At 72.8% G+C, this 23,032-nt stretch carries 20 protein-coding genes; 12 read left to right on the forward strand and 8 right to left on the reverse strand.

The genetic code is table 11. From position 1 onward, the window contains the following. Positions 1-50: 50 nt before the first annotated feature. Positions 51-461, reverse strand: coding sequence for a DUF4307 domain-containing protein (locus SM793_RS30330; protein ID WP_320441510.1), 411 nt, complete (start codon positions 459-461; stop codon positions 51-53). Positions 462-701: 240 nt separating this feature from the next. Here SM793_RS30330 and mca point away from each other — a divergent pair, with 240 nt between their 5' ends. Genes mca through SM793_RS30350 form a run of 4 tightly spaced genes read left to right on the forward strand, consistent with a single transcriptional unit; the run spans position 702 to position 4,900 of the window. Next, entirely contained in the window at positions 702-1,607 is a 906-nt protein-coding gene (gene mca / locus SM793_RS30335; protein ID WP_320441511.1) for a mycothiol conjugate amidase Mca, read from the forward strand. Between the two features lie 49 nt (positions 1,608-1,656). Continuing rightward, positions 1,657-1,848 carry a hypothetical protein gene (locus SM793_RS30340; protein ID WP_030307612.1) on the forward strand — a complete coding sequence of 64 codons (192 nt, stop codon included), beginning with the start codon at positions 1,657-1,659 and terminating at the stop codon, positions 1,846-1,848. A 44-nt stretch (positions 1,849-1,892) separates the two neighbouring features. Next, positions 1,893-3,959 carry a thioredoxin domain-containing protein gene (locus SM793_RS30345; RefSeq protein WP_320441512.1) on the forward strand — a complete coding sequence of 689 codons (2,067 nt, stop codon included), beginning with the start codon at positions 1,893-1,895 and terminating at the stop codon, positions 3,957-3,959. 44 nt (positions 3,960-4,003) lie between these two features. Further along, entirely contained in the window at positions 4,004-4,900 is an 897-nt protein-coding gene (locus SM793_RS30350) for a GNAT family N-acetyltransferase (RefSeq protein WP_320441513.1), read from the forward strand. A 72-nt stretch (positions 4,901-4,972) separates the two neighbouring features. Here SM793_RS30350 and SM793_RS30355 read toward each other — a convergent pair whose 3' ends face one another. Continuing rightward, entirely contained in the window at positions 4,973-5,905 is a 933-nt protein-coding gene (locus SM793_RS30355) for a hypothetical protein (RefSeq protein WP_320441514.1), read from the reverse strand. 265 nt (positions 5,906-6,170) lie between these two features. On the opposite strand from SM793_RS30355, the gene SM793_RS30360 reads away from it, so the two are divergent. Then, positions 6,171-6,845 (forward strand): papain-like cysteine protease family protein, encoded by a 675-nt coding sequence (locus SM793_RS30360; protein WP_320441515.1) that lies wholly within the window; start codon positions 6,171-6,173, stop codon positions 6,843-6,845. A gap of 8 nt (positions 6,846-6,853) precedes the next feature. Beyond that, a complete protein-coding gene (locus SM793_RS30365; RefSeq protein WP_320441516.1) occupies positions 6,854-7,738 on the forward strand; it encodes a hypothetical protein in 885 nt (294 codons plus the stop codon). A 70-nt stretch (positions 7,739-7,808) separates the two neighbouring features. On the opposite strand, the gene SM793_RS30370 is transcribed toward SM793_RS30365, so the two are convergent. Then, complete coding sequence (locus tag SM793_RS30370) at positions 7,809-8,465, reverse strand: TetR family transcriptional regulator (protein ID WP_320441517.1); 657 nt, start codon at positions 8,463-8,465, stop codon at positions 7,809-7,811. An 8-nt stretch (positions 8,466-8,473) separates the two neighbouring features. Continuing rightward, a complete protein-coding gene (locus SM793_RS30375; RefSeq protein ID WP_320441518.1) occupies positions 8,474-10,147 on the reverse strand; it encodes an MFS transporter in 1,674 nt (557 codons plus the stop codon). A 309-nt stretch (positions 10,148-10,456) separates the two neighbouring features. On the opposite strand from SM793_RS30375, the gene SM793_RS30380 reads away from it, so the two are divergent. Continuing rightward, on the forward strand, positions 10,457-11,092 hold the full coding sequence (locus SM793_RS30380; protein WP_320441519.1) for a hypothetical protein: 636 nt from the start codon (positions 10,457-10,459) through the stop codon (positions 11,090-11,092). On the opposite strand, the gene trhA is transcribed toward SM793_RS30380, so the two are convergent. Beyond that, positions 11,063-11,746: a PAQR family membrane homeostasis protein TrhA gene (trhA, locus tag SM793_RS30385; RefSeq protein ID WP_320441520.1), complete on the reverse strand. Its 684-nt coding sequence runs from the start codon at positions 11,744-11,746 to the stop codon at positions 11,063-11,065. The two genes, SM793_RS30380 and trhA, sit on opposite strands and share 30 nt — an antisense overlap. A gap of 275 nt (positions 11,747-12,021) precedes the next feature. On the opposite strand from trhA, the gene SM793_RS30390 reads away from it, so the two are divergent. After that, positions 12,022-13,848 (forward strand): phosphoenolpyruvate carboxykinase (GTP), encoded by a 1,827-nt coding sequence (locus SM793_RS30390; protein WP_320441521.1) that lies wholly within the window; start codon positions 12,022-12,024, stop codon positions 13,846-13,848. 296 nt (positions 13,849-14,144) lie between these two features. Here the strand turns inward: SM793_RS30390 and SM793_RS30395 are convergent, their stop codons facing one another. Together SM793_RS30395 and SM793_RS30400 are read right to left on the reverse strand one after the other, a co-directional pair. Further along, positions 14,145-15,359: a pyridoxal phosphate-dependent aminotransferase gene (locus tag SM793_RS30395; RefSeq protein WP_320441522.1), complete on the reverse strand. Its 1,215-nt coding sequence runs from the start codon at positions 15,357-15,359 to the stop codon at positions 14,145-14,147. A gap of 111 nt (positions 15,360-15,470) precedes the next feature. Beyond that, positions 15,471-16,253 carry a hypothetical protein gene (locus SM793_RS30400; RefSeq protein ID WP_320441523.1) on the reverse strand — a complete coding sequence of 261 codons (783 nt, stop codon included), beginning with the start codon at positions 16,251-16,253 and terminating at the stop codon, positions 15,471-15,473. A 151-nt stretch (positions 16,254-16,404) separates the two neighbouring features. Here SM793_RS30400 and SM793_RS30405 point away from each other — a divergent pair, with 151 nt between their 5' ends. Continuing rightward, positions 16,405-17,124 carry a prepilin peptidase gene (locus SM793_RS30405; protein WP_320441524.1) on the forward strand — a complete coding sequence of 240 codons (720 nt, stop codon included), beginning with the start codon at positions 16,405-16,407 and terminating at the stop codon, positions 17,122-17,124. 193 nt (positions 17,125-17,317) lie between these two features. On the opposite strand, the gene SM793_RS30410 is transcribed toward SM793_RS30405, so the two are convergent. Then, positions 17,318-18,937: a chitinase gene (locus tag SM793_RS30410; RefSeq protein ID WP_320441525.1), complete on the reverse strand. Its 1,620-nt coding sequence runs from the start codon at positions 18,935-18,937 to the stop codon at positions 17,318-17,320. A gap of 418 nt (positions 18,938-19,355) precedes the next feature. Between SM793_RS30410 and SM793_RS30415 the strand changes: the two genes are divergently transcribed. The 3 genes from SM793_RS30415 to SM793_RS30425 all read left to right on the forward strand — a co-directional run bounded on the left by SM793_RS30415 (position 19,356) and on the right by SM793_RS30425 (position 22,993). Further along, positions 19,356-20,150, forward strand: coding sequence for an isoprenyl transferase (locus SM793_RS30415; protein ID WP_078896623.1), 795 nt, complete (start codon positions 19,356-19,358; stop codon positions 20,148-20,150). Between the two features lie 272 nt (positions 20,151-20,422). Continuing rightward, the gene (locus SM793_RS30420; RefSeq protein WP_320441526.1) at positions 20,423-21,757 is read left to right on the forward strand and encodes a PhoH family protein; all 1,335 of its coding nucleotides are present in this window, start codon (positions 20,423-20,425) and stop codon (positions 21,755-21,757) included. A gap of 465 nt (positions 21,758-22,222) precedes the next feature. After that, on the forward strand, positions 22,223-22,993 hold the full coding sequence (locus tag SM793_RS30425) for a transglycosylase SLT domain-containing protein (RefSeq protein ID WP_320441527.1): 771 nt from the start codon (positions 22,223-22,225) through the stop codon (positions 22,991-22,993). Positions 22,994-23,032 lie beyond the last annotated feature (39 nt).

A 23,032-nucleotide genomic window follows, 5' to 3' on the forward strand; every position in this document is an offset into this window, starting at 1 on the left:
TCCGCCCTGCGCGGGCGTGGTGCGGGCGTGGTGCGGGTGCTACGCCGGTGCTACGCGGGTGTGCAGCCCAGCAGCTCGGCGGTGGTGCCGCGGGCGGTGGTCCGCAGACTGACCACCGCGTCGTAGCCGGTGCCCGCCGCGGGGACGGGGAAGTCGGCGACCCCGACCACCGCGCCGTCCTCGCCCTGCGAGCGGACGGTGCAGCTGCCGGCCGTGCCCTCGGTCTTGCGCACCGCCAGGTGCAGCTGGAGCTCGCTGTCCGAGAGCGCCTGGAAGGTCGGCACGGTGCCGTTGATCCGGGTCTCCCGGATCAGGTACGAGCTGCCCAGCCAGGCGATCAGGCCCAGCGCCAGTACCCCGCAGACCGCGCCGATCACCTTGAGCCGGCGGTCGGTCTCGCGGTCGCCGCGCCGCCCGTAGCGCCCCTCGGGGAGCCGCGGGGTCCGGGTGCCAGCACTCATGGGGCTCAGTCCTCTCGTGAGGAGGAGGCCGCGCGGGTGGTGCGGGGGAATGCGGGGCTCCTCCAGTCCGTCACTATAGGAGGGGCACGCCCGCGGCCGGTCCGGCGGGGGCGGGGCTCGGCCGTGTCGGCGCCGTACGCCGCGGCCGGTCCCGCGGTGACGCGGCCCCGAGAGCGGCTCGGACGGTGGGCGGACCGGATGGCGCGGGACGCCCGGACATTTGTGGAAGGAACGCACGCGTTGACTGAGCAGTTGCGACTGATGGCGGTGCACGCACACCCGGACGACGAGTCCAGCAAGGGCGCGGCGACCATGGCCATGTACGTCGACCAGGGGGTGGACGTGCTGGTGGCCACCTGCACCGGGGGGGAACGCGGTTCGGTCCTCAACCCGAAGCTGCAGGGCAAGCCGGAGATCGAGGAGAACATCCACGAGGTGCGGCGCAAGGAGATGGACGAGGCCCGCGCGATCCTCGGGGTCAAGCAGGCCTGGCTGGGCTTCGTGGACTCGGGCCTGCCCGAGGGCGACCCGCTGCCCCCGCTGCCCGAGGGCTGCTTCGGCCTCCAGGACGTCAAGGAGGCGGCCGAACCACTGGTCCGCCTGATCCGGGAGTTCAAGCCGCAGGTCATCACGACCTACGACGAGAACGGCGGCTACCCGCACCCCGACCACATCATGACCCACAAGATCACCATGGCGGCCTTCGACGCCGCCGGGGACCCCGACGCCTACCCCGGGGCCGGCGAGCCCTGGCAGCCGCTGAAGCTCTACTACAACCACGGCTTCCCGATGGGCCGGATCCGCGCCCTGCACAAGTACCTCAGCGAGAACGGCCACGAGTCCCCCTACGGCGAGTGGATCGCCGGCTGGGAGAAGAGCGGCCGCACGGAACGCGAGATCACCACCCGGGTCCGCTGCGACGACTGGTTCGAGACCCGGGACCGCGCGCTGATCGCGCACGCCACCCAGATCGACCCGGACGGCCCGTGGTTCCGCGTCCCGCTGGAGGTCCAGCGCGAGGTGTGGCCCACCGAGGACTACGAGCTCGCCCGTACCCTGGTCGACGTGGACCTGCCGGAGGACGACCTGTTCGCCGGTCTGCGTATCCCCAGCCTGACGGCCGAGTCGGCCGACACGCGGGACTGAAGCACCCCCCGACGGCCCGGCTCCCCGTGAGCCGGGCCACCATAGAGATATGAGTGCCCCCGTGAACCTCACCCACCTCGCCGCCGAGCTCGCCGTCGACGACGCCAAGGTCACCCCCGGCCTGCTGGGCTTCGTCGTCTTCGCCGCCCTCGGCGTGGCCACCTGGTTCCTGGCCAAGTCGATGAACCGCCAGTTCAAGAAGGTCGACTTCGCCGAGGAGCCGGAAGCCCCGAAGGAGTGAGGCCATGCCCCCCTCCCGGGCGCCGATGCGCAAGGATGGGGGGCATGCCGAACCGCCTCGCCGACGCCACATCCCCCTACCTGCAGCAGCACGCCGACAACCCGGTCGACTGGTGGCCGTGGGGGCCGGAGGCCTTCGCCGAGGCGGAGCGCCGGGGGGTGCCGGTGCTGCTGAGCGTGGGGTACGCGGCCTGCCACTGGTGTCATGTGATGGCCCACGAGTCGTTCGAGGACGACGGGACGGCCGGGTACCTCAATGAGCGGTTCGTCGCCGTCAAGGTCGACCGGGAGGAGCGGCCGGACGTCGATGCCGTGTATATGGAGGCGGTCCAGGCGGCGACCGGGCAGGGGGGCTGGCCGATGACCGTCTTCCTGACCCCGGAGAAGGAGCCGTTCTACTTCGGCACCTACTTCCCGCCCGAGCCCCGGCACGGCATGCCCTCGTTCCGGCAGGTGCTGGAGGGTGTGCACGCGGCCTGGCGGGACCGGCGGGAGGAGGTCGGGGAGGTCGCCGGGCGGATCCGGGCCGATCTGGCCGAGCGGGCCTCCGTCTACGCGGTCGGCAGCGGGGTGCACACGCCGCCCGGGGAGGCCGAGCTGCACCAGGCGCTGGTCGGGCTCAGCCGTGAGTTCGACGAGCGGCACGGCGGCTTCGGCGGGGCGCCGAAGTTCCCGCCGGCCATGGTGGTCGAGTACCTGCTGCGCCACCACGCCAGGACCGGCTCCGAGGCGGCGCTGGAGATGGCCGTCCGCACCGGCGAGGCGATGGCCCGCGGCGGCATCCACGACCAGCTCGGCGGCGGCTTCTCGCGGTACGCGGTGGACGCCGGCTGGGTGGTGCCGCACTTCGAGAAGATGCTGTACGACAACGCGCTGCTGCTCCGCGCGTACCTGCACCTGTGGCGGGCGACCGGCTCCCCGCTGGCCCGCCGGACGGCGCTCTCCACGGCGGACTTCCTGCTGCGCGAACTGCTCACCCCCGAAGGCGCGTTCGCCTCCGCACTGGACGCCGACAGCCTCGACGAGGAGACCGGCGTCAGCAGCGAGGGCGCCTACTACGTCTGGGAGCCGGGCCAGTTGGTCGACCTGCTCGGTCCGGCCGACGCGGCCACCGCCGCCCGGCTGTTCTCCGTCACCGCCGGCGGCACCTTCGAGCACGGCACCTCCGTCCTCCAGCTCCTGGCCGACCCCGAGGACCCCGCCGAGTACGAGGCGATCAGGGCGCGGCTGCTGGCGGCCCGCGCGGAGCGCCCGGCGCCCGCCCGGGACGACAAGGTGGTCGCCGCCTGGAACGGCCTCGCCGTCGCCGCCCTCGCCGAGACCGGCGCGCTGCTGGACCGCCCCGACCTCGTCGCGGCCGCCGAACGCGCCGCGGACCTGCTGCTCGCCGTCCACCTCACCCCCGACGGCCGGCTGCTGCGCACCTCCCGCGACGGCCGCCCCGGCGCCAACGCGGGCGTGCTGGAGGACTACGCCGACACCGCCGAGGGCTTCCTCGCGCTGTACGCCGTCACCGGCGAGGCGGAGTGGCTCCAGCTGGCGGGCGGGCTGCTCGACACCGTGCTCCGGCACTTCACCGACGAGGCGACCGGCGCCCTCTACGACACCGCCGACGACGCCGAGGAACTGATCCGGCGCCCGCAGGACCCGACCGACAACGCGACCCCGTCCGGCTGGACCGCCGCCGCGAACGCGCTGCTCGGCTACGCCGCCTACACCGGCTCGGAGCGCCACCGGACCGCCGCCGAGCGGGCGCTGGGCATCGTCGGGGCGCTGGCCGCGCGTGCGCCCAGGTTCGTCGGCTGGGGCCTGGCGGCGGCGGAGGCGCTGGCCGACGGGCCGCGCGAGGTCGCGGTGATCGGCCCGGCCGCAGACCCGGCGACGGCCGCCCTGCACCGGACCGCCTTGCTGGGCACCGCGCCCGGCGCGGTGGTCGCGTTCGGCGAGCCGGGCGCGGGCAGCGACGACGTCCCGCTGCTGGCCGGCCGGCCGCTGGTGGACGGCGCGCCCGCCGCGTACGTCTGCCGCCACTTCACCTGCGACGCCCCGACCACCGATCCGGCCGTCCTCGCCGCCCGGCTGGGCGCGCTCCAGGACGTGCCCGGGCGGTAGAAAACGCGGTGGTGCGAGGCGGGGAGGGCGGGGGAGGATGGGCCATGCCCTGGACCATCAGCAGCTCCCTCGACGACTTCCGTGCCCGGGCCGGCGGGTTCCTCGCCGCGCATCCGGCCGAGAACACCGTCCTGCTCACGATCACGGACCGGCTGGCGGCGAGCGGCCCGCACTACTACGGCGACGGCGTGCCGGTGTTCGGCTGGTGGCGCGCCGAGCCGGACGGGCCGGTCGCCGGTGCGTTCGTGCGGACGCCGCCGTTCACCCCGCGGTTGGGACTGATGCCGGAATCGGCCGCGGCCGAGCTGGCCGCCGAGCTGGCCGCTGAGTCGGCCGCTGAGTCGGCCGCTGGGTCGGCCGCCGCCCCGGCCGGCTCCGCGGTGCTCACCGGAGCGGGCGGGAGTGCGGCGGCGACGCTGGCCTTCGGGGCCGCCTGGGCCGCGGCCACCGGCACCACGAGCGCCGTCAGGAGGAACGAACGGCTGTACCGGCTGGGCGAGTTGGTCGATCCGCCACGCCCGCCGTCCGGCCGGTCCCGGCTCGCCGGAGCGGCCGACCGCGAGTTGCTGGTCCGCTGGTTCACCGAGTTCGCCGAGGAGGTGGACATCCGGATCACCAACGTCGCGACGGTGGTGGACGACCGGACCGCCGTCGGCCACCTGCACCTGTGGGAGGACGGCGGGCGGCCGGTCGCGGTGGCGGGGGCCGGTGCGGTGATCGCCGGGATGTCGCGGATCGGGCCGGTCTACACCCCGGGCGACGCCCGCGGCCGGGGCTACGCCAGCGCGGTCACGGCCGCCGCCTCGGCCGCCGCCCTCGCCCGGGGTGCGGCGGAGGTGCTGCTCTACGCCGATCTCGCCAATCCGACCAGCAACTCGATCTACCAGCAGATCGGCTACCGGCCGGTGGAGGACTGCGTGGAGCTGGCCTTCGGCGACTGAGGTCCGCCGACGGCCGACAGTCGCGACCTTAGCCGGGACCGCCCCCCGTGACCGGTACGACCGGCGTGCCCGCTACTCCCAGTCCCAGCTGATGCCCAGGATGCAGGGCCGCAGGGCGGTCGCGACCAGGTGGACGCAGTGGTGGCCGTCGAGGGTCAGCTCCTCGGTCTCGTGGGGCCGTTCGGCGGGCGAGCGGCGGGCGAAGCGGTGGCAGCGCACGGGGAGCGCCTCCGGGTGGAAGGTGACCTGGAGGACGTACTGGCCGGCACCCGAGTTGAAGCCCCGGACGTACTCGCAGCTGGGAGTGGGGGACGGGGCGTCGTCGAAGCCGTAGCCGAGCAGATGGGTGTCGCCCGCGCGCAGCCGTCGGTCCAGCAGGAGTTCGGCGACCAGCAGGTCGTGGGCCTGGTCGCGGCGGATGCGGCCGGGGCGGCAGTTCTCCTCGGCGCGGACACCGACCCGGGTGATGTCGCTGCCGGGGTCGCCCTGGTGAATGGCGAGGTAGCGGTCGATCCCGTCGCGGTGGGCGCGCAGGGCGTGCTGGGAGTCGCGCCGGCTCAGCCGGCGGTCGGCGCCGATCCGGATCCGTTCGATGTGGGTGATGGTGTGCAGTCCGGTGTCGCGCGGGCTGGACAGCTCGGTGAGCAGGTCGTCGACGGCGGTGGCCGGGCTGATGAGGTCGCGGTAGGGGCGGACGGGCGGGCCGGCCGGCTCGGCGGGTGCGCCGCGCCGGGGGCCCAGCAGTCTGGTGAGGGAGTGCGCGGGGAGGTCCAGGACCCGCTCCAACTCCCTGACGGCGCGCAGTGACTCCGGCCGTTCGGGGCGGCGGTGGCCCTGCTGCCAGTAGCTGAGGCTGGTGACCCCGATGTGGACGCCGCGCAGCGCGAGGTGGTCGCGGACCCGGTGCAGGGCGAGGCCCCGGACGGCGATGGCGGTGCGCAGGGCGAGATGGAACGGGCCGGTCCGCAGCGCGGTGGCGAGGTCGGGGTGGTCGGTCCGCTGCATGCGGCCTCCTCGGGTGGCGGACGGGGGGCGGGCCCGGTCGGTCGTGAATATTCACATGTGGAGGGGGGTTTGTCACCGGTGAGGGCGTGACTGGCAGGGGTTCCCGGGCCGGCGTTCACAACGGGGCGGGTGCGTTCACACCCGGCGGAAGGGGTGCCGAGGGGCGTTGACCGGCCATGTCAACAGCGCGATGCTCAGTGGCGCGATCCGGACCGCACCCCCACACCTCTCAACTCCTCTGCTTGTCGCAAGGAGGAAATCCCCCATGTCAGTCACACGGACACGCCTGCGCCGCACCGTCTCGGTGCTCGCACTCGGCGTCCTCGGCCCGGCGCTCAGCGTCGCGGCCGTCACTCCGGCCCAGGCCACCCCCACGGCCTCGTCCACCCCCGTCCAGGCCCAGGCCCAGGCCCAGCGGGTACGGCCCGCCGCCGCGGGCGCCACGGCCGATCTGGCCGGCACCTTCAAGAAGCTCAACATCACCATGCAGCAGCAACAGCAGACCAACTGGTGCTGGGCGGCGAGCGGCAACACCATCGCCACCTGGTACGGCTACACCTACAGCCAGAACCAGTTCTGCAATGCCGCGTTCGGCCGTTCGATCAACTCCGGCTGCCCCAACAGCCAGGCCACGCTGGGTGATGTGCAGAACGGTCTGAGCTGGATCGGCATCAACCCGGGCTCCTACGTCACCGGCTATCTCCGCTACAGCACGGTGCAGACCGAGGTGAACGCCGACCGGCCGATCGAGACCCGGATCCAGTGGAGTTCCGGCGGCGGCCACATGCACGTGGTCTACGGGTTCGACACCTCCAACAACTGGGTCTACTGGGGCGACCCGTGGCCGTCCAACACCCGCTACAACTGGGCGGACTACAACTACTACGTGTCGAACGGCACGTTCTCCTGGACCCACTCCCTGTACCGGATCGGCGCGTGAGGGGCGACATGAGCAGCATGCGTGAGGCCGCGGCCGTCCGCGGCGCGACGATCGTCCTGCTGGCCGCCGGTCTCGGCCTGGCCCTCGCCCCGGCCGCCTCCGCGGCCGGATCCGGCGGGGTGCCCGAGCCGGTGCCCGCGGCGGAGCTGGCCCAGGCCCGCGGCGCGGTGCAGAGTCCGGCCGTGCTGGACCAGGTGGGCCGGTTCTTCGCCCGCAAGGGCGCCCCGTCGGCCGGCCGGCTCCCGGTCGGGCAGCTCACGGTCGGGGCGGCGGAAGAGGCGTCGGGTGCGGCCGCCGCCGCGCCCAGGCTGGCCGGTGACACCGTGCCGGTGTACCTGCTGGACGCGGACTTCGTGTCCGGCTCCCCGGGCGCCCCGGTGGCCCGGGCCGAGTTCACCGCGAGCAAGGTGGTCGCGGCGGACGGCCAGGTCGCCTCGGTCTGGACGGTCAAGCAGAACGACGGCTGGCGGGTCGTCAACATCGCCACCGGCGGCGACGAGAGCGACTACGCGGCGCGGGCGGTGGCCGGCGGTGGCGGTACGGCGTTCCGCGAGCCGCAGATCAACGCCTGGTACGTGCTGCGGGACGGCCGGGTGCTGCCGCTGGACGACGAGGCGCGCCGCTCGGTGGGCGAGGCCGGGGTGAGCCTGGCCGCGTACCAGGGGCTGGTCCGGCAGCGGTACGGCGACAAGCTGCCCGGCTCGGCGTACGACCGGGCGGGCAAGGGCGGCGGCTACGAGCCCGGCGCTGCTCAGGCCGCCGGTTCTCCGGCGGACGGCGGCACCGCGCTGCCGGCGGTGACGGCGGCCGCCGCCCTGGGCGTCACGGCGCTCGCGGGCGCGGGCCTGGCGCTCCGGCGGCGGGCGGCGGTGCGGGCGGTGAATCGGCTCTAGGGACCGGAGCGGACAGCGAACGGCGGACCGGCGGCGGGGCGTTGAGCCCCGGCGCCGGTCCTGCCGTGCGTCATGACCCGGTGAACCCGTCCTCCAGGATCGCGAAGGTGCGGTGGACGAGGTCGGCGATGTCCTCGGTGCCGCCGCCCTCGGCCCACTGGAGCACGGTCTCCGTGGTGGCGGCGCCGATCGCGGCGGCGGTGATCCGCATCGCGAAGGTGGGCTCCCGCACTCCGGCCCGCCGGGTCAGCGCGGTGAGGTAGAGCCGCTGCGGTTCGTTGCCGGTGTCGATCATCCGGGCGCGCAGCGCGGGCACGTCCTTGGTCAGCCGCAGCCGGACCAGCAGTTCTTCGCGCTCGTGCTCCGGCAGTTGCCGCAGCAGCCCGATGAGGGCCTCCCGGCAGGACCGCAGGAACGGTTCACCGGCGGGGCGGGCGAGCAGGGCGTCGATCATCGCCGGGTCGTACTCGTCCGTGAGGACGAGGTCCTCCTTGGTGGCGAAGTACCGGAAGAAGGTGGAAGGCGAGACCTCGGCGGCGGCCGCGATCTGGTCGACCGTGGTGTTCTCGTAGCCCTGCTCGGCGATCAGCCGGTAGGCCTCGCGCCGGATGGTCTGGCGGGTCTTCAGCTTCTTCCGCTCGCGCAGCGACAGCGGCGCCTCCAGCATCGCCTGGACCGGGTCGTCCGGTCCGGCCGGAGGTGCCGTTGCCGACTGCGGTGCGCTCATGTCTTCGATTATCCGTGATCGGTCGCGGGCACGACGGTCCCCCCGGGCTTCTCCGGCTCCCCGACGGGCGCGGCCCCGGCGGGCCCGGCCGGCCCGGCGGCGGCCCCGGCACCCGCGACCGCTGCCCCGACACCCTCGACGGCGGTCCCGGCACCCGCGACCGCTGCCCCGGCCGGTTCGGCGGCCGGCATCCGCAGCGCCACGAGCACCGCCGACAGCACCGCGATCACCCCCGAGACCAGCAGCACGACCGTCATCCCGTGCACATACGCGCCGTGCGCCGAGGCGGCCAGGGCGGGGTCGCCGGTCGCGGCGGCGACCGCGTCGGCGGCGACCACCGAGCGTCCGGCCCGCTCGGCCGCGCCCGCCGCGAGCCCGCCGGTGTCCAGCGCCCCCCGGTAGGAGTCGGCCAGCAGGCTGCCGAAGACGGCCACCCCGATCGCGCCGCCGACCTGGCGGAAGGTCTGCAGCAGTCCGGAGCCCACCCCGGCCCGGGCGGGCGGCAGGGTGAGCAGGGCGGTGGCCTGCGCGGTGATCAGCGACAGGCCCATGCCGACCCCGAGCAGGGTGAGCCAGACGGCGGCGAGGGCGTAGCCGTCCGAGACCTCGGTGCGGCTGCCGAGGAGCAGCGCGCCGGCCAGCAGGGCCAGCCCGAGGACGATCACGGCCCGGGGGCCGGTCCTGGCGACGAGCCGGTCGCTGAGCCGGGCGGCCACCATCAGGCCGAGCATCATCGGCATCAGCCGCAGGCCGGTACCGAAGGCGTCGGCGCCGAGGACGCTCTGGAAGTACAGCGGGAGGACGAAGAAGGCGCCGAACAGCACCAGTGACACCAGCGTCGCGGCGACCGTCGACCAGCGGAAGCCGCCGTCGGCGAGCAGGGCCAGGTCGAGCATCGGGTGCTGCTGCCGTCGGCTGCGCAGCACCAGGGCGGTGAGTGCGACCAGCGCGCCGCCGACCGTGCCGAGGACCAGCGGGTCGCTCCAGCCGCGCTCGGGGCTCTCGATGATGCCGTAGGTGAGCGCGGCCAGTCCGCCCGCGCCGAGCAGGGTGGCGGGCAGGTCGATCCGGGGCGCGGCCGGGTTGCGGGTCTCCGGCAGCAGCAGGGTGCAGGCGGTGATGCCGATCACCACCAGCGGCAGGTTGATCGCGAAGATCGCGCCCCACCAGAAGTGCTGGAGCAGGAAACCGCCGATCAGCGGACCGAGCGGGGTGCCGACGGCCAGCGAGGCGGCCAGGATCGCGGTGGCGCGGCGCTGCTCGGCGGGCGGGAAGAGGCTGGGGATCACCGCCATGGACATCGGCATGACGAGCGCGCCGGCCAGGCCCATCGCGGCCCTGGCGGCGATCAGTGTGCCCGGGCTGTCGGCCAGCATGCCGACGGCCGAGGCGAGACCGAAGAGGGCCAGGCCCAGGGTGAGGGTGAAGCGGCGGCCGAAGCGGTCGCCGATCAGCCCGGCCGGGAGCATCACGGCGGCGAACACCACGGTGTAGGAGTCGACGATCCACTGCTGCTGTCCGGTGGTGGCCTGGAGCTGCGAGGCGAGCGTGGGCAGGGCCACGTTCAGGACCGTCATGTCGAAGCTGATCACCAGGACGCTGAGTGCGACCGCGACGAGGGCGAGCCAGCGCCGCGGGTCAGGCCCGGGTGGGGCCGCCTGATCGGTGGGCGGGGTGGACACGGGGAACCTCCGGGAACCTGCGAAGGGAGTCTCTCTCAAATGAGAGTAGCTCTCAAAAGGTGGCTCCCGTCAACATCGGATCATGGTTCCCGATTGACTACGCTGCGTGATGTGACCTGGAAGTGCGCGTTCCGCACGGGGAATTGACGCAACGTTGATCTGCCGTTCGCCGCTTTCGGGCGGTTGCGGGTGACTGTCGGTAGATAGCATGTGGCCGTCGGTCAGTGCTGGCCGGTGCGTGCCGAGAGCGGAGAAGGGGTGGGGCGGCACGGGCCGACCACGAGCCCGGCGCAGGAAGGGGAAGCCGAAATGGCCGATCGGGAGTCGGGCGCCCAGGTCTGGGGCGCCGCAGTGGTGGTGGCTTCGGCCCTGGCCGTGGTCGCGGCCTATCTGATCAACGGCGCCGCGCTGGTGCTGGTGGTCGCCGGGGTCGAGGTGCTGCTGTTGATGGTGTACGTGGGCCGGCGCTGGCGGCTGCTCCGCCAGGCGCCCGAGCCGGACCGCCGGGCGGCGCCGAAGGGCCATCGGACGACGGGTGGCACCGTGGACGCCGCGCACTGCGAGCGCTGCCGCCGGGCCCGGGAGGCGATCGACGCGCGGCAGGCCGGGCGCCGGCCGCGGACCTGGTACGCGCACGACCACCACGACCGGTCGCGCGAGCGCCGCCGCGAGGGCCCGCACGAGCACGGGGCGCACGAGCGGGCGCCGCACGAGCGCGGGTCGCGCGAACACACGCCGCACGAGCACGGGGCGCGCGAACACACGCCGCACGAGCACGGGGCGCACGAGCACGCGCCGCACGAGCACGGGGCGCACGAGCACGCGCCGCACGAGCGCCCGGTCCGGGAGTGGACAGCGGAACGGGTGGCCGTCCGGTCGCACGACCGGTCGACCGCCCGTCACGGGGCGCCGGGCTCAGCCGGCCGCGCTGTAGGCCACCAGTGAGACGCCGACGTACTGGGTGATGAAGGCCCCGAGGGTGAAGGCGTGGAACACCTCGTGGAAGCCGAACCAGCGCGGTGACGGGTCCGGCCGCTTGAGCCCGTAGACCACGCCGCCGATGCTGTAGAGCACCCCGCCGACGATCATCAGCACCATGACCGCGACCCCGCCCGCGTGCAGGAAGTCCGGCAGGAAGAACGCGGCGGCCCAGCCCAGCGCGAGGTACACCGGCGTGTACAGCCAGCGCGGCGCGCCGACCCAGAAGACCCGGAACGCGATCCCCGCCAGCGCACCGCCCCAGACCGCCCAGAGCAGCACCTGCCGGGCGGCGCCGTCCAGCAGCAGGATGGTGAACGGCGTGTAGGTGCCGGCGATGATCAGGAAGATGTTCGCGTGGTCCAGCCGGCGCAGGATCGCGTCGCCGCGCGGGCCCCAGGTGAACCGGTGGTAGACCGCGCTGACCCCGAAGAGCAGCCAGGCGCTGGCCGAGTAGATCGCGCACGCGACTCTCGCGGGCCCGGGTTCGGCCAGGCAGATCAGCACGATCCCGGCGGCCACGGCGGCGGGGAACATTCCGGCGTGCAGCCAGCCGCGCCACTTCGGCTTGAGCGGCGCACGCTCCGCGTTCTCCAGGAGCTCAGCAGTCATGAGCCGCATGCTACCCGCTACCTACGGATCCGTAGGTTACCCACCCGTAGGAAGTGGCGCTCATCACGAGTTGGACGTTTTGGAGTGTTGGCGCAGGGGGCGAAGGGGACTCCAGGCCCCCTGGGGCCTTCTGCTACTGGCTGGTAATCATCCTTACTGTAGTAAAAGATGCGTCAACTTCGCCTTCTTGCCGTGTTCCGGGCCAAGGTGCGGAGCTACGCTGCAAGCACCCTCAACCCCCGCTACGCCGTCTCCCCGCCGGGATGGCGTGAAACGGAGCGATCGTGTCGAACGAGAACTCGGCTGCTCTCAGCGCCGCGCCGACCCGCCACCAGCGTCTGCTGGCGTGGGTGCGCGAGATTGCGGAGATCACCCAGCCGGACCGCGTCGAATGGTGCGACGGTTCCGAGGAGGAGTACCAGCGCCTCGCGGACCTGCTCGTCGCCCAGGGCACTTTCAAGAAGCTCAACGAGGACAAGCGACCCAACTCCTACTACGCCGCGTCCGACCCCACGGACGTGGCGCGGGTCGAGGACCGCACCTTCATCTGCTCCGAGCAGGAGAAGGACGCCGGCCCGACCAACCACTGGAAGGCCCCCGCCGAGATGCGGGCCATCTTCCAGGGCGAGCAGGGCCTGTTCCGCGGCGCCATGAAGGGCCGCACCATGTACGTCGTCCCGTTCTCGATGGGCCCGGTCGGCTCCCCGCTGGCCGCGTACGGCGTCGAGATCACCGACTCCGCCTACGTCGCGGTGTCGATGCGCGTGATGACCCGCATGGGCCGCGCGGTGCTGGACCAGCTCGGCGAGGACGGCGACTTCGTCAAGGCCGTGCACACCGTCGGCGCCCCGCTGGCCGAGGGCCAGGCGGACGTGCCGTGGCCGTGCAACAGCACCAAGTACATCTCGCACTTCCCGGAGAGCCGCGAGATCTGGTCCTTCGGCTCCGGCTACGGCGGCAACGCCCTGCTGGGCAAGAAGTGCTACGCGCTGCGCATCGCCTCGACCATGGCCCGTGACGAGGGCTGGCTGGCCGAGCACATGCTCATCCTGAAGCTCACCCCGCCGTCGGGCGAGGTCAAGTACGCGGCCGCCGCCTTCCCGTCGGCCTGCGGCAAGACCAACCTGGCGATGCTCCAGCCCACCGTCCCGGGCTGGAAGGTCGAGACGATCGGCGACGACATCGCCTGGATGCGCTTCGGCGCCGACGGCCGCCTGTACGCCATCAACCCCGAGGCCGGCTTCTTCGGCGTCGCGCCGGGCACCGGTGTCGACACCAACGCCAATGCGATCGACACCCTCTGGGGCAACACCGTCTTCACCAACGTCGCGCTCACCGACGACGGTGACGTGTGGTGGGAGGGCCTCACCGACGAGCCGCCGGCCCACCTGATCGACTGGCGGGGCAACGACTGGACGCCGGAGTCCGGCACCCCGGCGGCCCACCCGAACGCCCGTTTCGCCGTTCCGGCCGCGCAGTGCCCGACCATCGCCCCCGAGTGGGAGGACCCGGCGGGTGTGCCGATCTCGGCGATCCTGTTCGGCGGCCGCCGGGCCACCGCCGTCCCGCTGGTGACCGAGTCCTTCGACTGGCAGCACGGTGTCTTCCTCGGTGCGAACATCGCCTCCGAGAAGACCGCCGCGGCCGAGGGCACCGTCGGCGAGCTGCGTCGCGACCCGTTCGCGATGCTGCCGTTCTGCGGCTACAACATGGGTGACTACTTCGCCCACTGGCTGAAGATCGGCGCCGCGGCCGACGCCGCCAAGCTGCCGAAGATCTACTACGTGAACTGGTTCCGCAAGAACGCCGACGGCCAGTTCGTCTGGCCGGGCTACGGCGAGAACAGCCGCGTGCTGAAGTGGATCGTCGAGCGCCTGGAGGGCAACGGCGAGGGCGTCGAGACCCCGATCGGCGTGCTGCCGACCGTCGAGGGCTTCGACCTGAACGGCCTGGAGCTGTCGAAGGAGGACCTCGACCTGCTCTTCACCGTCGACGCCGACATCTGGCGTCAGGAGGCCGCGCTCGTCCCCGCCCACCTGGAGCTGTTCGGTGAGCACACGCCCACCGAGCTGTGGGACGAGTACCGAGACCTGGTCGCCCGCCTCGGCTGAGCCTGAGCCTCAGCAGGAGCGGTAGAGAGACCGGTGTGCCGCACGAACCGCGCACCGGTCAGCGACAGGACGGCCGGAGACCCGACGGACGATCTTTCCCCGACCAAGGAGATCGCCCGACCGGGGCTCCGGCCGTAGCGCTTTTCCGGGCGCCCCGCAGCGGCTCGCACGCCGGAGCGCGCGCACACCGGAGCGCCGGAGCGCCCGCACCTCGCAGTGCCGAAGCGCCCGCACCCCGCAGCGCCTCGCGGCTGGAGGTGCCCTGCGGCCGGGAGCGTCCTGCGGCCGGGAGTGTCCTACGGCTGGGTGTATCCGCTCAGGAAGGTGCCGATCCGGGTGACCGCGTCGGTGATCTCCTCCGCCCGCGGCAGGGTGACCAGCCGGAAGTGGTCCGGCTCGGGCCAGTTGAAGCCGGAGCCCTGGACCAGCAGGATCCGCTCGGCCCGCAGCAGGTCGAGCACCATCCGGGCGTCGTCCTTGATCTTGAACACCTTCGGGTCCAGCCGGGGGAAGGCGTACAGCGCGCCCCTCGGCTTCACGCAGCTGACCCCGGGGATCTCGTTGAGCAGCCGGTACGCGGCGTCGCGGGACTCCAGCAGCCGTCCGCCGGGCAGCACCAGGTCCTTGATCGACTGCCGCCCGCCGAGCGCCGCGGCCACCGCGTGCTGGGCCGGCATGTTGGCGCACAGCCGCATCGAGGCCAGGACGGTCAGGCCCTCGACGTAGCTGCGGGCCCGGGTGCGGTCCCCGGAGAGCACCATCCAGCCCGAGCGGAAGCCCGCCACCCGGTAGGACTTGGACATGCCGTTGAAGGTGACGCAGAACAGGTCGGGGGCCAGGGTGGCCAGTGGGATGTGCTCGGCGTCGTCGTAGAGGATCTTGTCGTAGATCTCGTCCGCGTAGATCACCAGCTGGTGCCGGCGGGCGATCGCGACCAGGCCCTCCAGCACCTCGCGCGGGTAGACCGCGCCGGTGGGGTTGTTCGGGTTGATCACCACCAGCGCCCTGGTCCGGTCGGTGACCTTCGCCTCGACGTCGGCGAGGTCCGGGTACCAGTCGGACTGCTCGTCGCAGCGGTAGTGGACGGCGGTGCCGCCGGCCAGCGAGACGGACGCCGTCCACAGCGGGTAGTCAGGGGCGGGGACGAGCACCTCGTCGCCGTCGTCCAGCAGCGCGGTCATCGCCAGCTGGATCAGCTCGGAGACGCCGTTGCCGAGGAAGACGTCCTCGACCGTCAGGCCGTGCAGCCCGCGCTCCTCGTAGTGCATCACCACGGCGCGGCGGGCGGAGAGCAGGCCCTTGGAGTCGCCGTACCCGTGCGCGGAGGAGAGGTTGCGCAGGATGTCCTGGAGGATCTCCGGCGGCGCGTCGAAGCCGAACAGCGCGGGATTGCCGGTGTTGAGCTTCAGGATGCGGTGGCCCTGCTCCTCCAGCCGCATGGCCTCTTCGAGCACCGGACCGCGGATGTCGTAACAGACATTGGCGAGCTTGCTGGACTGGATGACCTGCATGCCTGCCTACTCTAGGGGCACGAACGGGCGGCCCGGCGCGTGTCGTGGGACACCCGCCGGACCGCCCGGACGCTGCTGTTCCGCTACCCCTTCGATCGGGAGGCGCAGGTCTCAGCCGGCCTTCCAGATCAGCGGCTGGGTGTCCAGAACGCTACCGAAGACGAGGAACTGCGGCGGGGTGCCGTCCGGAACGAGATAGACGGCACACTGCTGCTGGCTCGCGCCGTCGGCCAGGGTGCCCGGCTTCTTGCCGGTGTCGCACTGCGGGATCGACTTCAGGACGGTCGGGGCGGCCAGGATGCCGGTGCCCTTGGGCTCGGTCTGCACCTTGAACCGCATCATGAAGTACTCGTCCTGCAGCGGTGCGCCGGTCCTGTTGGTGAAGTTGACCGTCACGTAGTACGGGGTCTTCCCCGCGGTGTCGGCCGGCTTCCAGTTGTACGGCGCGATCTCGGCCGCGGTGCCCTTGACCACCGAGACCGGGGTGACGTCGGCCTTGGTCTTGCCGAGGTAGCTGCCGGTGGCGGTGAGCGCGAGCGGGTTCTCGAAGGTGATCTTGCTGCCGCCGCCGCTCGCCCCGCCGATCGGGTTGCCGCTGGTCGCGGCCGAGGGCAGGCCGCCGGCGGTCGGGCTGCCGCCGCCGGCCGCGCCGCCCGCCGCACCGGCCGCCGGGGCCGAGGTGGGCGCGGCGCCGGTCGGGGCGGCGGAGATCCCGCCCGCCGGGGCGGAGGTGGGCGCGGCGCCGGTCGGGGCGGCGGTGCTGCCGCCCGCCGGGGCGGAGGCCGGGGCGGTGGTGGCCGCCGGGTCGTCGTTCTCCGGACCGCAGGCGGTCAGCGCGAGCGCGAGCGCGGCCACCGGAACGGCCGCGCGAAGAGTGTGCCGAAGCTTCGTCAAGGTGTGTCTCCCCCGAGGATGATGTGGTCGGTGCGGAACCGTGGATCCGAGGATCCGCGGTGTCGTCAGTGTCGGACGCGGACGGTGTCCGGTCGGTTCCGGAGCGGAACCCGCCGGATCGTACCGCCACCGGAGGAGGAGAGGGCAAGCCGTGATCGCGATCGTGCTGGGAGCGGTCCTGGCGGGGCTGCTGGTGGCACCGGCCCTGCGCGGACTGGTGGTTCGGTACGCCGTGCCCGAGGAGCAGCCGTGGTGCCTGGCCTGTCCGGCCTGCGGGCGCGCTCTGCGCGGCCTGCCGCCCACCGGCGGCTGCCCGGGCTGCCGGACCGGACTGGGCCCGGGCCCGTGGCGGGTGGAGGCGGCCACCGCCGCCGCGGCCGCCGCCGCGCTCACCGCGGCCCACCCGGCGGACGCGGTGCTGCTGCTCTGGCTGGCCGGCCCCGGAGTGGTGCTCGGCTTCACCGACGCCCGGGTGCACCGGCTGCCCTATCCGCTCACCTGGACGCTGGCGGCGGGCCTCGCGCTGCTGCTGACGGTGCTGGAGCTGGTGGACGGCAGCCCGGGGACGCTGCTGCGCTGCCTGCTGGTGGCGGTCGCCGCCGGGGTGCTGTTCGAAGTCCCGGTCCAGCTGAGGCGGATGGGCCCGGGGGACACCGTGCTGGCGCTCGGCCTCGGGGCGCTGCTCGGCCGGTACGGCTGGTCCGCCGCGCTGGCGGGCCTGGCCGCCTTCGTGCTGCTGGCCGGGCTCTGGTCGGTCGGCGTCCTGCTGGTGGCCCTGGTGCGGCGCCGGCCGGTGCGGGGCCGGGAGGTGCCGCTGGGTCCGTTCATGCTGCTCGGCACCCTGGTGGCGGTGCTCGGCCACTCCGGCTGAGACGCGGGGGCCGTGCCCTCATGAGACGCGAAGGGGCCGTGGCCTCACGAGACGAGGAGCCGGGCCCTCCTCGGGACATACGGCCGGGAGACGCGGACGGGCCCGCCGTACCGGTCGGGTACGGCGGGCCCGGCGCCGGCGCGCCGGCCCCACCCTCAAGGGGAGGCGCGCCGCGGGGGTGCGGTCCTCGGGGTTACGGCATCTGGTGGACGAACGGGCCGACCGTGTTGGAGAAGGCGTTCCCGTTGACGGAGTCCCAGTTGGTGGACCAGGTCATCGCGCCGCGGATGGTCGGCCACTTGGCCGGCGGGACGAAGCTGCCGCAGTTCTTGCCGGTGGCCAGGCAGTCCAGCGCGTTGTTGACGACGCTCGGCGCGACGTAGCCGCCGCCGGCCGCCTTGCCGGAGGCCGGGACGCCGATGCCGACCTGGTCGGGCCGCAGGCCGCCCTGGATGTGGGTGCAGACCTGGGAGGTGATGAAGTCGATGGTGCCCTGGTTGTAGACCTTGCCGTCGCAGCCGTTCATGCCGCCCGAGTTGTAGAACTGGGTGTTGACGACGGTCAGGATGTCCTTGGTCTTGAGCGCCAGCTGGAAGTAGGAGCCGGCGGTGGAGTACATCCCGATGGTCTCCGGGGCCATCGTCAGGACGAAGCCCGGGCCGACCTTGGCCTGCAGGGCGTGCAGCGCGTCCGCGAGGTAGGTCGCGTTGAGGCCGTTCTCCAGGTCGACGTCCAGGCCGTCGAAGCCGTAGTCCTTGATCACGGCGGCGGCGGTGTCGACGAAGGTGGCCGCGGCGGCGGCGTCGCCGACCTGGATGGCGCCGTTCTGGCCGCCGATGGAGATGATGACCTTCTTGCCGGCCGCCTGCTTGGCCTTCACGTCGGCCCGGAACTGGGCGTCGGTGTAGCCGCCGAGACCGGCCGAGAGCTCGGCGTCCAGCTTGAAGGTGACGGCGCCGGGGCGGTTGGCGACGGCGTCGGCGAAGGACACCGCGATGATGTCGTACGCGCTCTGGACGTCGCTCAGCTTCTGGAGGTTGTTGCCCTTGTTGTCGAAGTTGTGCCAGTAGCCGGTGACGACGTGCTTGGGCAGGCCGGTGGCGGGGTTGCCGGTGCTGGTCGCGGTGGGGGTCGGCGTGGCGGTCTGGGTCGGCGTCGCGGTCGCCGTAGGGGTGGCCGTCGCGGTCGGGGTCGTGGTCGCCGTGGGGGTGGCGGTCGCCGTGGGCGTCGGCGTGGGGGTGACCGTCGGGGTGGCGGTCGGGCTCGGGGTGGAGGTGCCGCCCGGGCCGCTCAGCACCACGTCGTCGGCGAGGTAGGCGCTCTGGCCGTACCAGCCGTGCAGGTAGACGGTGACGCTCCGGGCGCTCGCGCCCGTGGTGAAGGTGCTGGAGAGCTGGTTCCAGCTGTTCTGGTTGGACCAGCTGCTCGGGTCGGTGCCGCCGGTGCCGCGCGCGCCGAGGTAGACGTAGGAGCCCTGGACCCAGGCACTCAGCGTGTAGCTGGTGTTGGGCAGCACGCTGATGGTCTGGGTGCACTCGGCGGTGTCGGCCGCGCCCGGGGTGGCCTGCAGCGCGCCCGAGCCGGAGTGGACCGGAGTGGTGACCGCGCTCGCGGAGCCGGTACAGGTCCAGCCGCCGAGCGAGCCGTCGAAGCCGCCGTTGGCGACGAGGTTCCCGGCGGCCGCGTTGGCGCCCCCGGCGAAGAGGGCGAGGCCGGTGCCGGCCAGGGCCAGGGCGGTGGCGCCGGCCGCGAGGGCCGGGACGGGGCCGCGGCGGCGCTTGTGCGACGCGGGCCGGTTCAGCGTACGGGCCATGGAGGTGCGCTCCTGTGGGGGAGGAGCGGCCGCCGCGGTGGGGGGCGCGGCGGCCGCGTGTGGGGGAGGGGAGGTCCGCAGTACTGCCTCGAGAGGGGCGGTTCCGGTACGCCGTTCCGCCCTGGCACAAAAGCTGGACTAGACCATTGGGGGTCGTCAAGCATTGAACCGTCGGCTTACGGATTCCTTAAGGAAGGAGAGACCGTTCCGTATCCGGCCGCCGGCTGTTCCCCCGGCCGCCCCCGGGGCGCCGCTCGGGTACCTTCCGGCCACCCGCGCCCGGCTCGCGGCGACAGAGTCCGCACAGGACCGTGACCCTCCCGCGACCTGCGGCTTTCCCTGCCACCACAGCGCGGGAGTAGGCTGCGCCGGGGGTTCTGAAGCACCCGGTGAAGTGAGCACGGAGGGGCCGAAAACCATGGGTCTGCGCGATGTCGTCGAACGCACGCCGGGTCTGCGCGTCCTGCTGGACGGGATGTACGGCCTCTACGGTCGCCGGGTCGAGGTGCACCTCGCCCGCACGCCGCACCACATCGGGGTGATCCTCGACGGCAACCGCCGCTGGGCCAAGGCGACCGGCGGCTCCACCGCGTACGGCCACCAGCGCGGCGCCGACAAGATCAGCGAGTTCCTCGGCTGGTGCGACGAGACCCACGTCAAGGTCGTCACCCTGTGGATGCTCTCCACCGACAACCTCTCCCGCCCGGCCGACGAGCTGGTGCCGCTGCTCGGCATCATCGAGGACGCCGTCACCGGCCTGGCCGCCGCCCGCCGCTGGCGGGTCAACCCGGTCGGCGCGCTGGACCTGCTGCCGCAGCACACCGCCGACGTCCTGAAGCGCGCCGCCGACGAGACCGCGGGCATCGAGGGCATCACGGTCAACGTGGCCGTCGGCTACGGCGGCCGGCACGAGATCGCCGACGCCGTCCGCTCACTGCTCCAGGAGCACGCCGGCCGGGGCACCTCGATCGAGGAGCTGGCCGAGGTGCTGGACGTCGAGCACATCGCCGAGCACCTGTACACCAAGGGGCAGCCCGACCCGGACCTGGTCATCCGCACCTCGGGCGAGCAGCGGCTCTCCGGCTTCCTGCTCTGGCAGAGCGCGCACAGCGAGTTCTACTTCTGCGAGGCGTACTGGCCGGCCTTCCGCAAGGTCGACTTCCTGCGGGCGCTGCGCGCCTTCGAGCAGCGCAACCGGCGACTGGGCCTCTGACGGGGCGGCGCCGTGCCCCGTCCGGGAGCGGCGTCCTCCGGGGCGTCGGGACCGGCCTCCCCAGGGGCGTCGGGATTGACCGCCGTAAGAGCTGGCCTACCCGGTGGCAGGGCGAGGCCAAACGTTCACTTGCAATGATCCGTCAGTTCTTCGAGGGCGCGAATGCACCGCCCCCCGCCTGGGAATACTCCGATCAGACCGGCTCCGAGGCCACCGGGGCAGCGGGGCCGGCTTGCCGCGGATGACGCAGGGTCATCCGCCCTGGAGGCCTAGTGGTCAGTTCCAAGAGCCGCCGGACACCAGACCGGCGCACGTACGTTCTCGACACCAGCGTGCTCCTGGCGGACCCGCTCGCCATGACCCGCTTCGAGGAGCACGAGGTCGTCCTCCCCGTGGTCGTGGTCACCGAGTTGGAGGCCAAGCGGCACCACCCGGAGCTGGGCTATTTCGCCCGCCAGGCGCTGCGACTGCTCGACGACTTCCGGATCCGGTTCGGGCGCCTCGACGAGCCGATCCCGGTCGGTGAGCTCGGCGGCTCCATCCGGGTCGAGCTCAACCACTCGGACACCTCGATACTGCCGGTCGGCTACCGGGCCGGCGGCGGCGAGGCCGACAGCCGGATCCTGGCGGTGGCGCGCAACCTCCAGGCCGAGGGCTACGACGTCACCGTCGTCTCCAAGGACCTCCCGCTGCGGATCAAGGCGTCCTCGGTGGGTCTGCTCGCCGAGGAGTACCGGGCCGAGCTGGCGATCACCTCCGGGTGGACCGGCATGGCCGAGCTGCACGTCCCCGCCGACGACGTGGACGCGCTGTTCGCGGCCGGCCACGACGCCGGGGTGGACGTCCAGGGCGTCGACGAGCTGCCGGTGCACACCGGGCTGGTGCTCACCTCCGAGCGCGGCAAGGCGCTCGGCCGGGTCACCGGCGACGGCCGGGTCCGGCTGGTGCGCGGCGAGCGCGAGGCGTTCGGCCTGCGCGGGCGCAGCGCCGAGCAGCGGGTGGCGCTGGACCTGCTGCTCGACCCGGAGGTCGGCATCGTCTCGCTGGGCGGCCGGGCCGGTACCGGCAAGTCCGCGCTGGCGCTGTGCGCCGGCCTGGAGGCGGTCCTGGAGCGGCAGCAGCACCGCAAGGTGATGGTGTTCCGGCCGCTGTACGCGGTCGGCGGGCAGGAGCTCGGCTACCTGCCGGGCTCCGAGTCGGAGAAGATGAGCCCCTGGGCCCAGGCGGTCTTCGACACCCTGTCCGCCGTCACCACCCCGGACGTGATCGAGGAGGTCATCTCCCGGGGGATGCTGGAGGTCCTGCCGCTCACCCACATCCGAGGGCGTTCCCTGCACGACGCCTTCGTGATCGTGGACGAGGCGCAGTCGCTGGAGCGCAACGTCCTGCTGACGGTGCTGTCCCGGATCGGCCAGGGCTCGCGGGTGGTCCTCACCCACGACGTGGCGCAGCGGGACAACCTCCGGGTCGGCCGGTACGACGGCGTGGTGGCGGTGGTGGAGAAGCTGAAGGGGCACCCGCTGTTCGCCCACATCACGCTGACCCGCTCGGAGCGCTCGCCGATCGCGGCGCTGGTGACGGAGATGCTGGAGGACGTCCAGCCCTGATGCGGACTTTCCGGACTTTCCGGAATCCGAAGGGCAGTTGGGGACAAATCAGTTAATTCCCGGTATAGGGCCCGCTCCTGACGGAGCGGGCCCTTGTCCCTTTCATCACATCGAGTGCTTTCTGTCCGGTGAACGCCAGGACGGTGAATGTGACATCCGCCACGCAACAGGGAATTGCGTCGACAGTGCCCGGTGCGGCATGGTGAGGGTTCTGTCAGGCCCCGCGTACGGCATGGCAGGGCTTCCGGGAGACCGGGGGCCCGGCCCGGACGGTCCACCAACTCCGGTCGGTGGACGCACAATTGAAGACCTGAGCCGTACGCCGCCCGATCACAACGCCCGGTCGCCTCACCTCGACCGGACGCCGGGTCAGCACCTCCCGTGACCAGCACCGTACGGAGGGCAGCGCCAAGGGGCATGTTGCGCCCGTACGGTCACGCGTGGGCGATGCTGGAAGGAAACCATGTGACTCGGATCTCGGTCCGGGGAGTTGCTGTCGCCTCCGCCACCGCCGTCACCGCTGTTGGTGCCGTGGTGGGTGTGGCGTCGGGCAGCGAGGGCAAGACGACGCAGACGATTGATGTCGCCGGCGCGACGCTGCTTGCCGAAGTCCCCTCCGGCGCCCAGGCGCAGACCATCAGCGACAACATCGGCACGCAGGCATCCGCCCAGCAGGCCGCTGCCGACGCCGCGGCCAAGGCCGCCGCCGAGCAGAAGGCCGCCGAGGAGGCAGCGCGCCAGCAGGCCGCCGCCGAGGCGCAGGCCAAGGCCGACGCCGCCGCCAAGGAGGCCGCAGACGCGGCGGCCAAGGTCGAGGCGGAGAAGGCCGCGAAGGCCGCCGAGGAGAAGCGGAAGGCCGACGAGGCCGCCGCCAACCGCTCCAAGGCGCGTTCGGCGATGGCCGCCACCGACAGTGCCCCGTCGACTCCGCCGGTCTCGGTCAGCCCCGGTTCGGTGCAGGAGCTGGCCCAGCAGATCGTCGGCAGCGACGCGCAGTTCCAGTGCTTCAGCCAGATCGTGAAGCGCGAGAGCGGCTGGAACTACACCGCCACCAACAAGAGCTCCGGCGCGTACGGCCTGGTCCAGGCGCTGCCCGGCTCCAAGATGGCCTCGGCCGGTGCCGACTGGCGCACCAACCCGGCTACGCAGATCCAGTGGGGTCTCGGCTACATGAACAGCCGCTACGGCAGCCCCTGTGGCGCCTGGTCGTTCTGGCAGTCGCACCACTGGTACTAGGAACACCCGCCGCGGGGCCCCCCGCGGGGGGGGGGGGGG

It is taken from the genome of Kitasatospora purpeofusca (assembly GCF_034043715.1).
In the GTDB taxonomy this organism is placed as follows: Bacteria; Actinomycetota; Actinomycetes; order Streptomycetales; family Streptomycetaceae; genus Kitasatospora; species Kitasatospora purpeofusca_A.

Coding starts and splice junctions, on each gene's coding strand:
- SM793_RS30330 (WP_320441510.1), bottom strand. CDS start 461: ATGAGTGCTGGCACCCGGACCCCGCGGCTCCCCGAGGGGCGCTACGGG.
- SM793_RS30340 (WP_030307612.1), top strand. CDS start 1,657: ATGAGTGCCCCCGTGAACCTCACCCACCTCGCCGCCGAGCTCGCCGTC.
- SM793_RS30345 (WP_320441512.1), top strand. CDS start 1,893: ATGCCGAACCGCCTCGCCGACGCCACATCCCCCTACCTGCAGCAGCAC.
- SM793_RS30350 (WP_320441513.1), top strand. CDS start 4,004: ATGCCCTGGACCATCAGCAGCTCCCTCGACGACTTCCGTGCCCGGGCC.
- SM793_RS30355 (WP_320441514.1), bottom strand. CDS start 5,905: ATGCAGCGGACCGACCACCCCGACCTCGCCACCGCGCTGCGGACCGGC.
- SM793_RS30360 (WP_320441515.1), top strand. CDS start 6,171: ATGTCAGTCACACGGACACGCCTGCGCCGCACCGTCTCGGTGCTCGCA.
- SM793_RS30365 (WP_320441516.1), top strand. CDS start 6,854: ATGAGCAGCATGCGTGAGGCCGCGGCCGTCCGCGGCGCGACGATCGTC.
- SM793_RS30370 (WP_320441517.1), bottom strand. CDS start 8,465: ATGAGCGCACCGCAGTCGGCAACGGCACCTCCGGCCGGACCGGACGAC.
- SM793_RS30380 (WP_320441519.1), top strand. CDS start 10,457: ATGGCCGATCGGGAGTCGGGCGCCCAGGTCTGGGGCGCCGCAGTGGTG.
- trhA (WP_320441520.1), bottom strand. CDS start 11,746: ATGCGGCTCATGACTGCTGAGCTCCTGGAGAACGCGGAGCGTGCGCCG.
- SM793_RS30395 (WP_320441522.1), bottom strand. CDS start 15,359: ATGCAGGTCATCCAGTCCAGCAAGCTCGCCAATGTCTGTTACGACATC.
- SM793_RS30410 (WP_320441525.1), bottom strand. CDS start 18,937: ATGGCCCGTACGCTGAACCGGCCCGCGTCGCACAAGCGCCGCCGCGGC.
- SM793_RS30415 (WP_078896623.1), top strand. CDS start 19,356: ATGGGTCTGCGCGATGTCGTCGAACGCACGCCGGGTCTGCGCGTCCTG.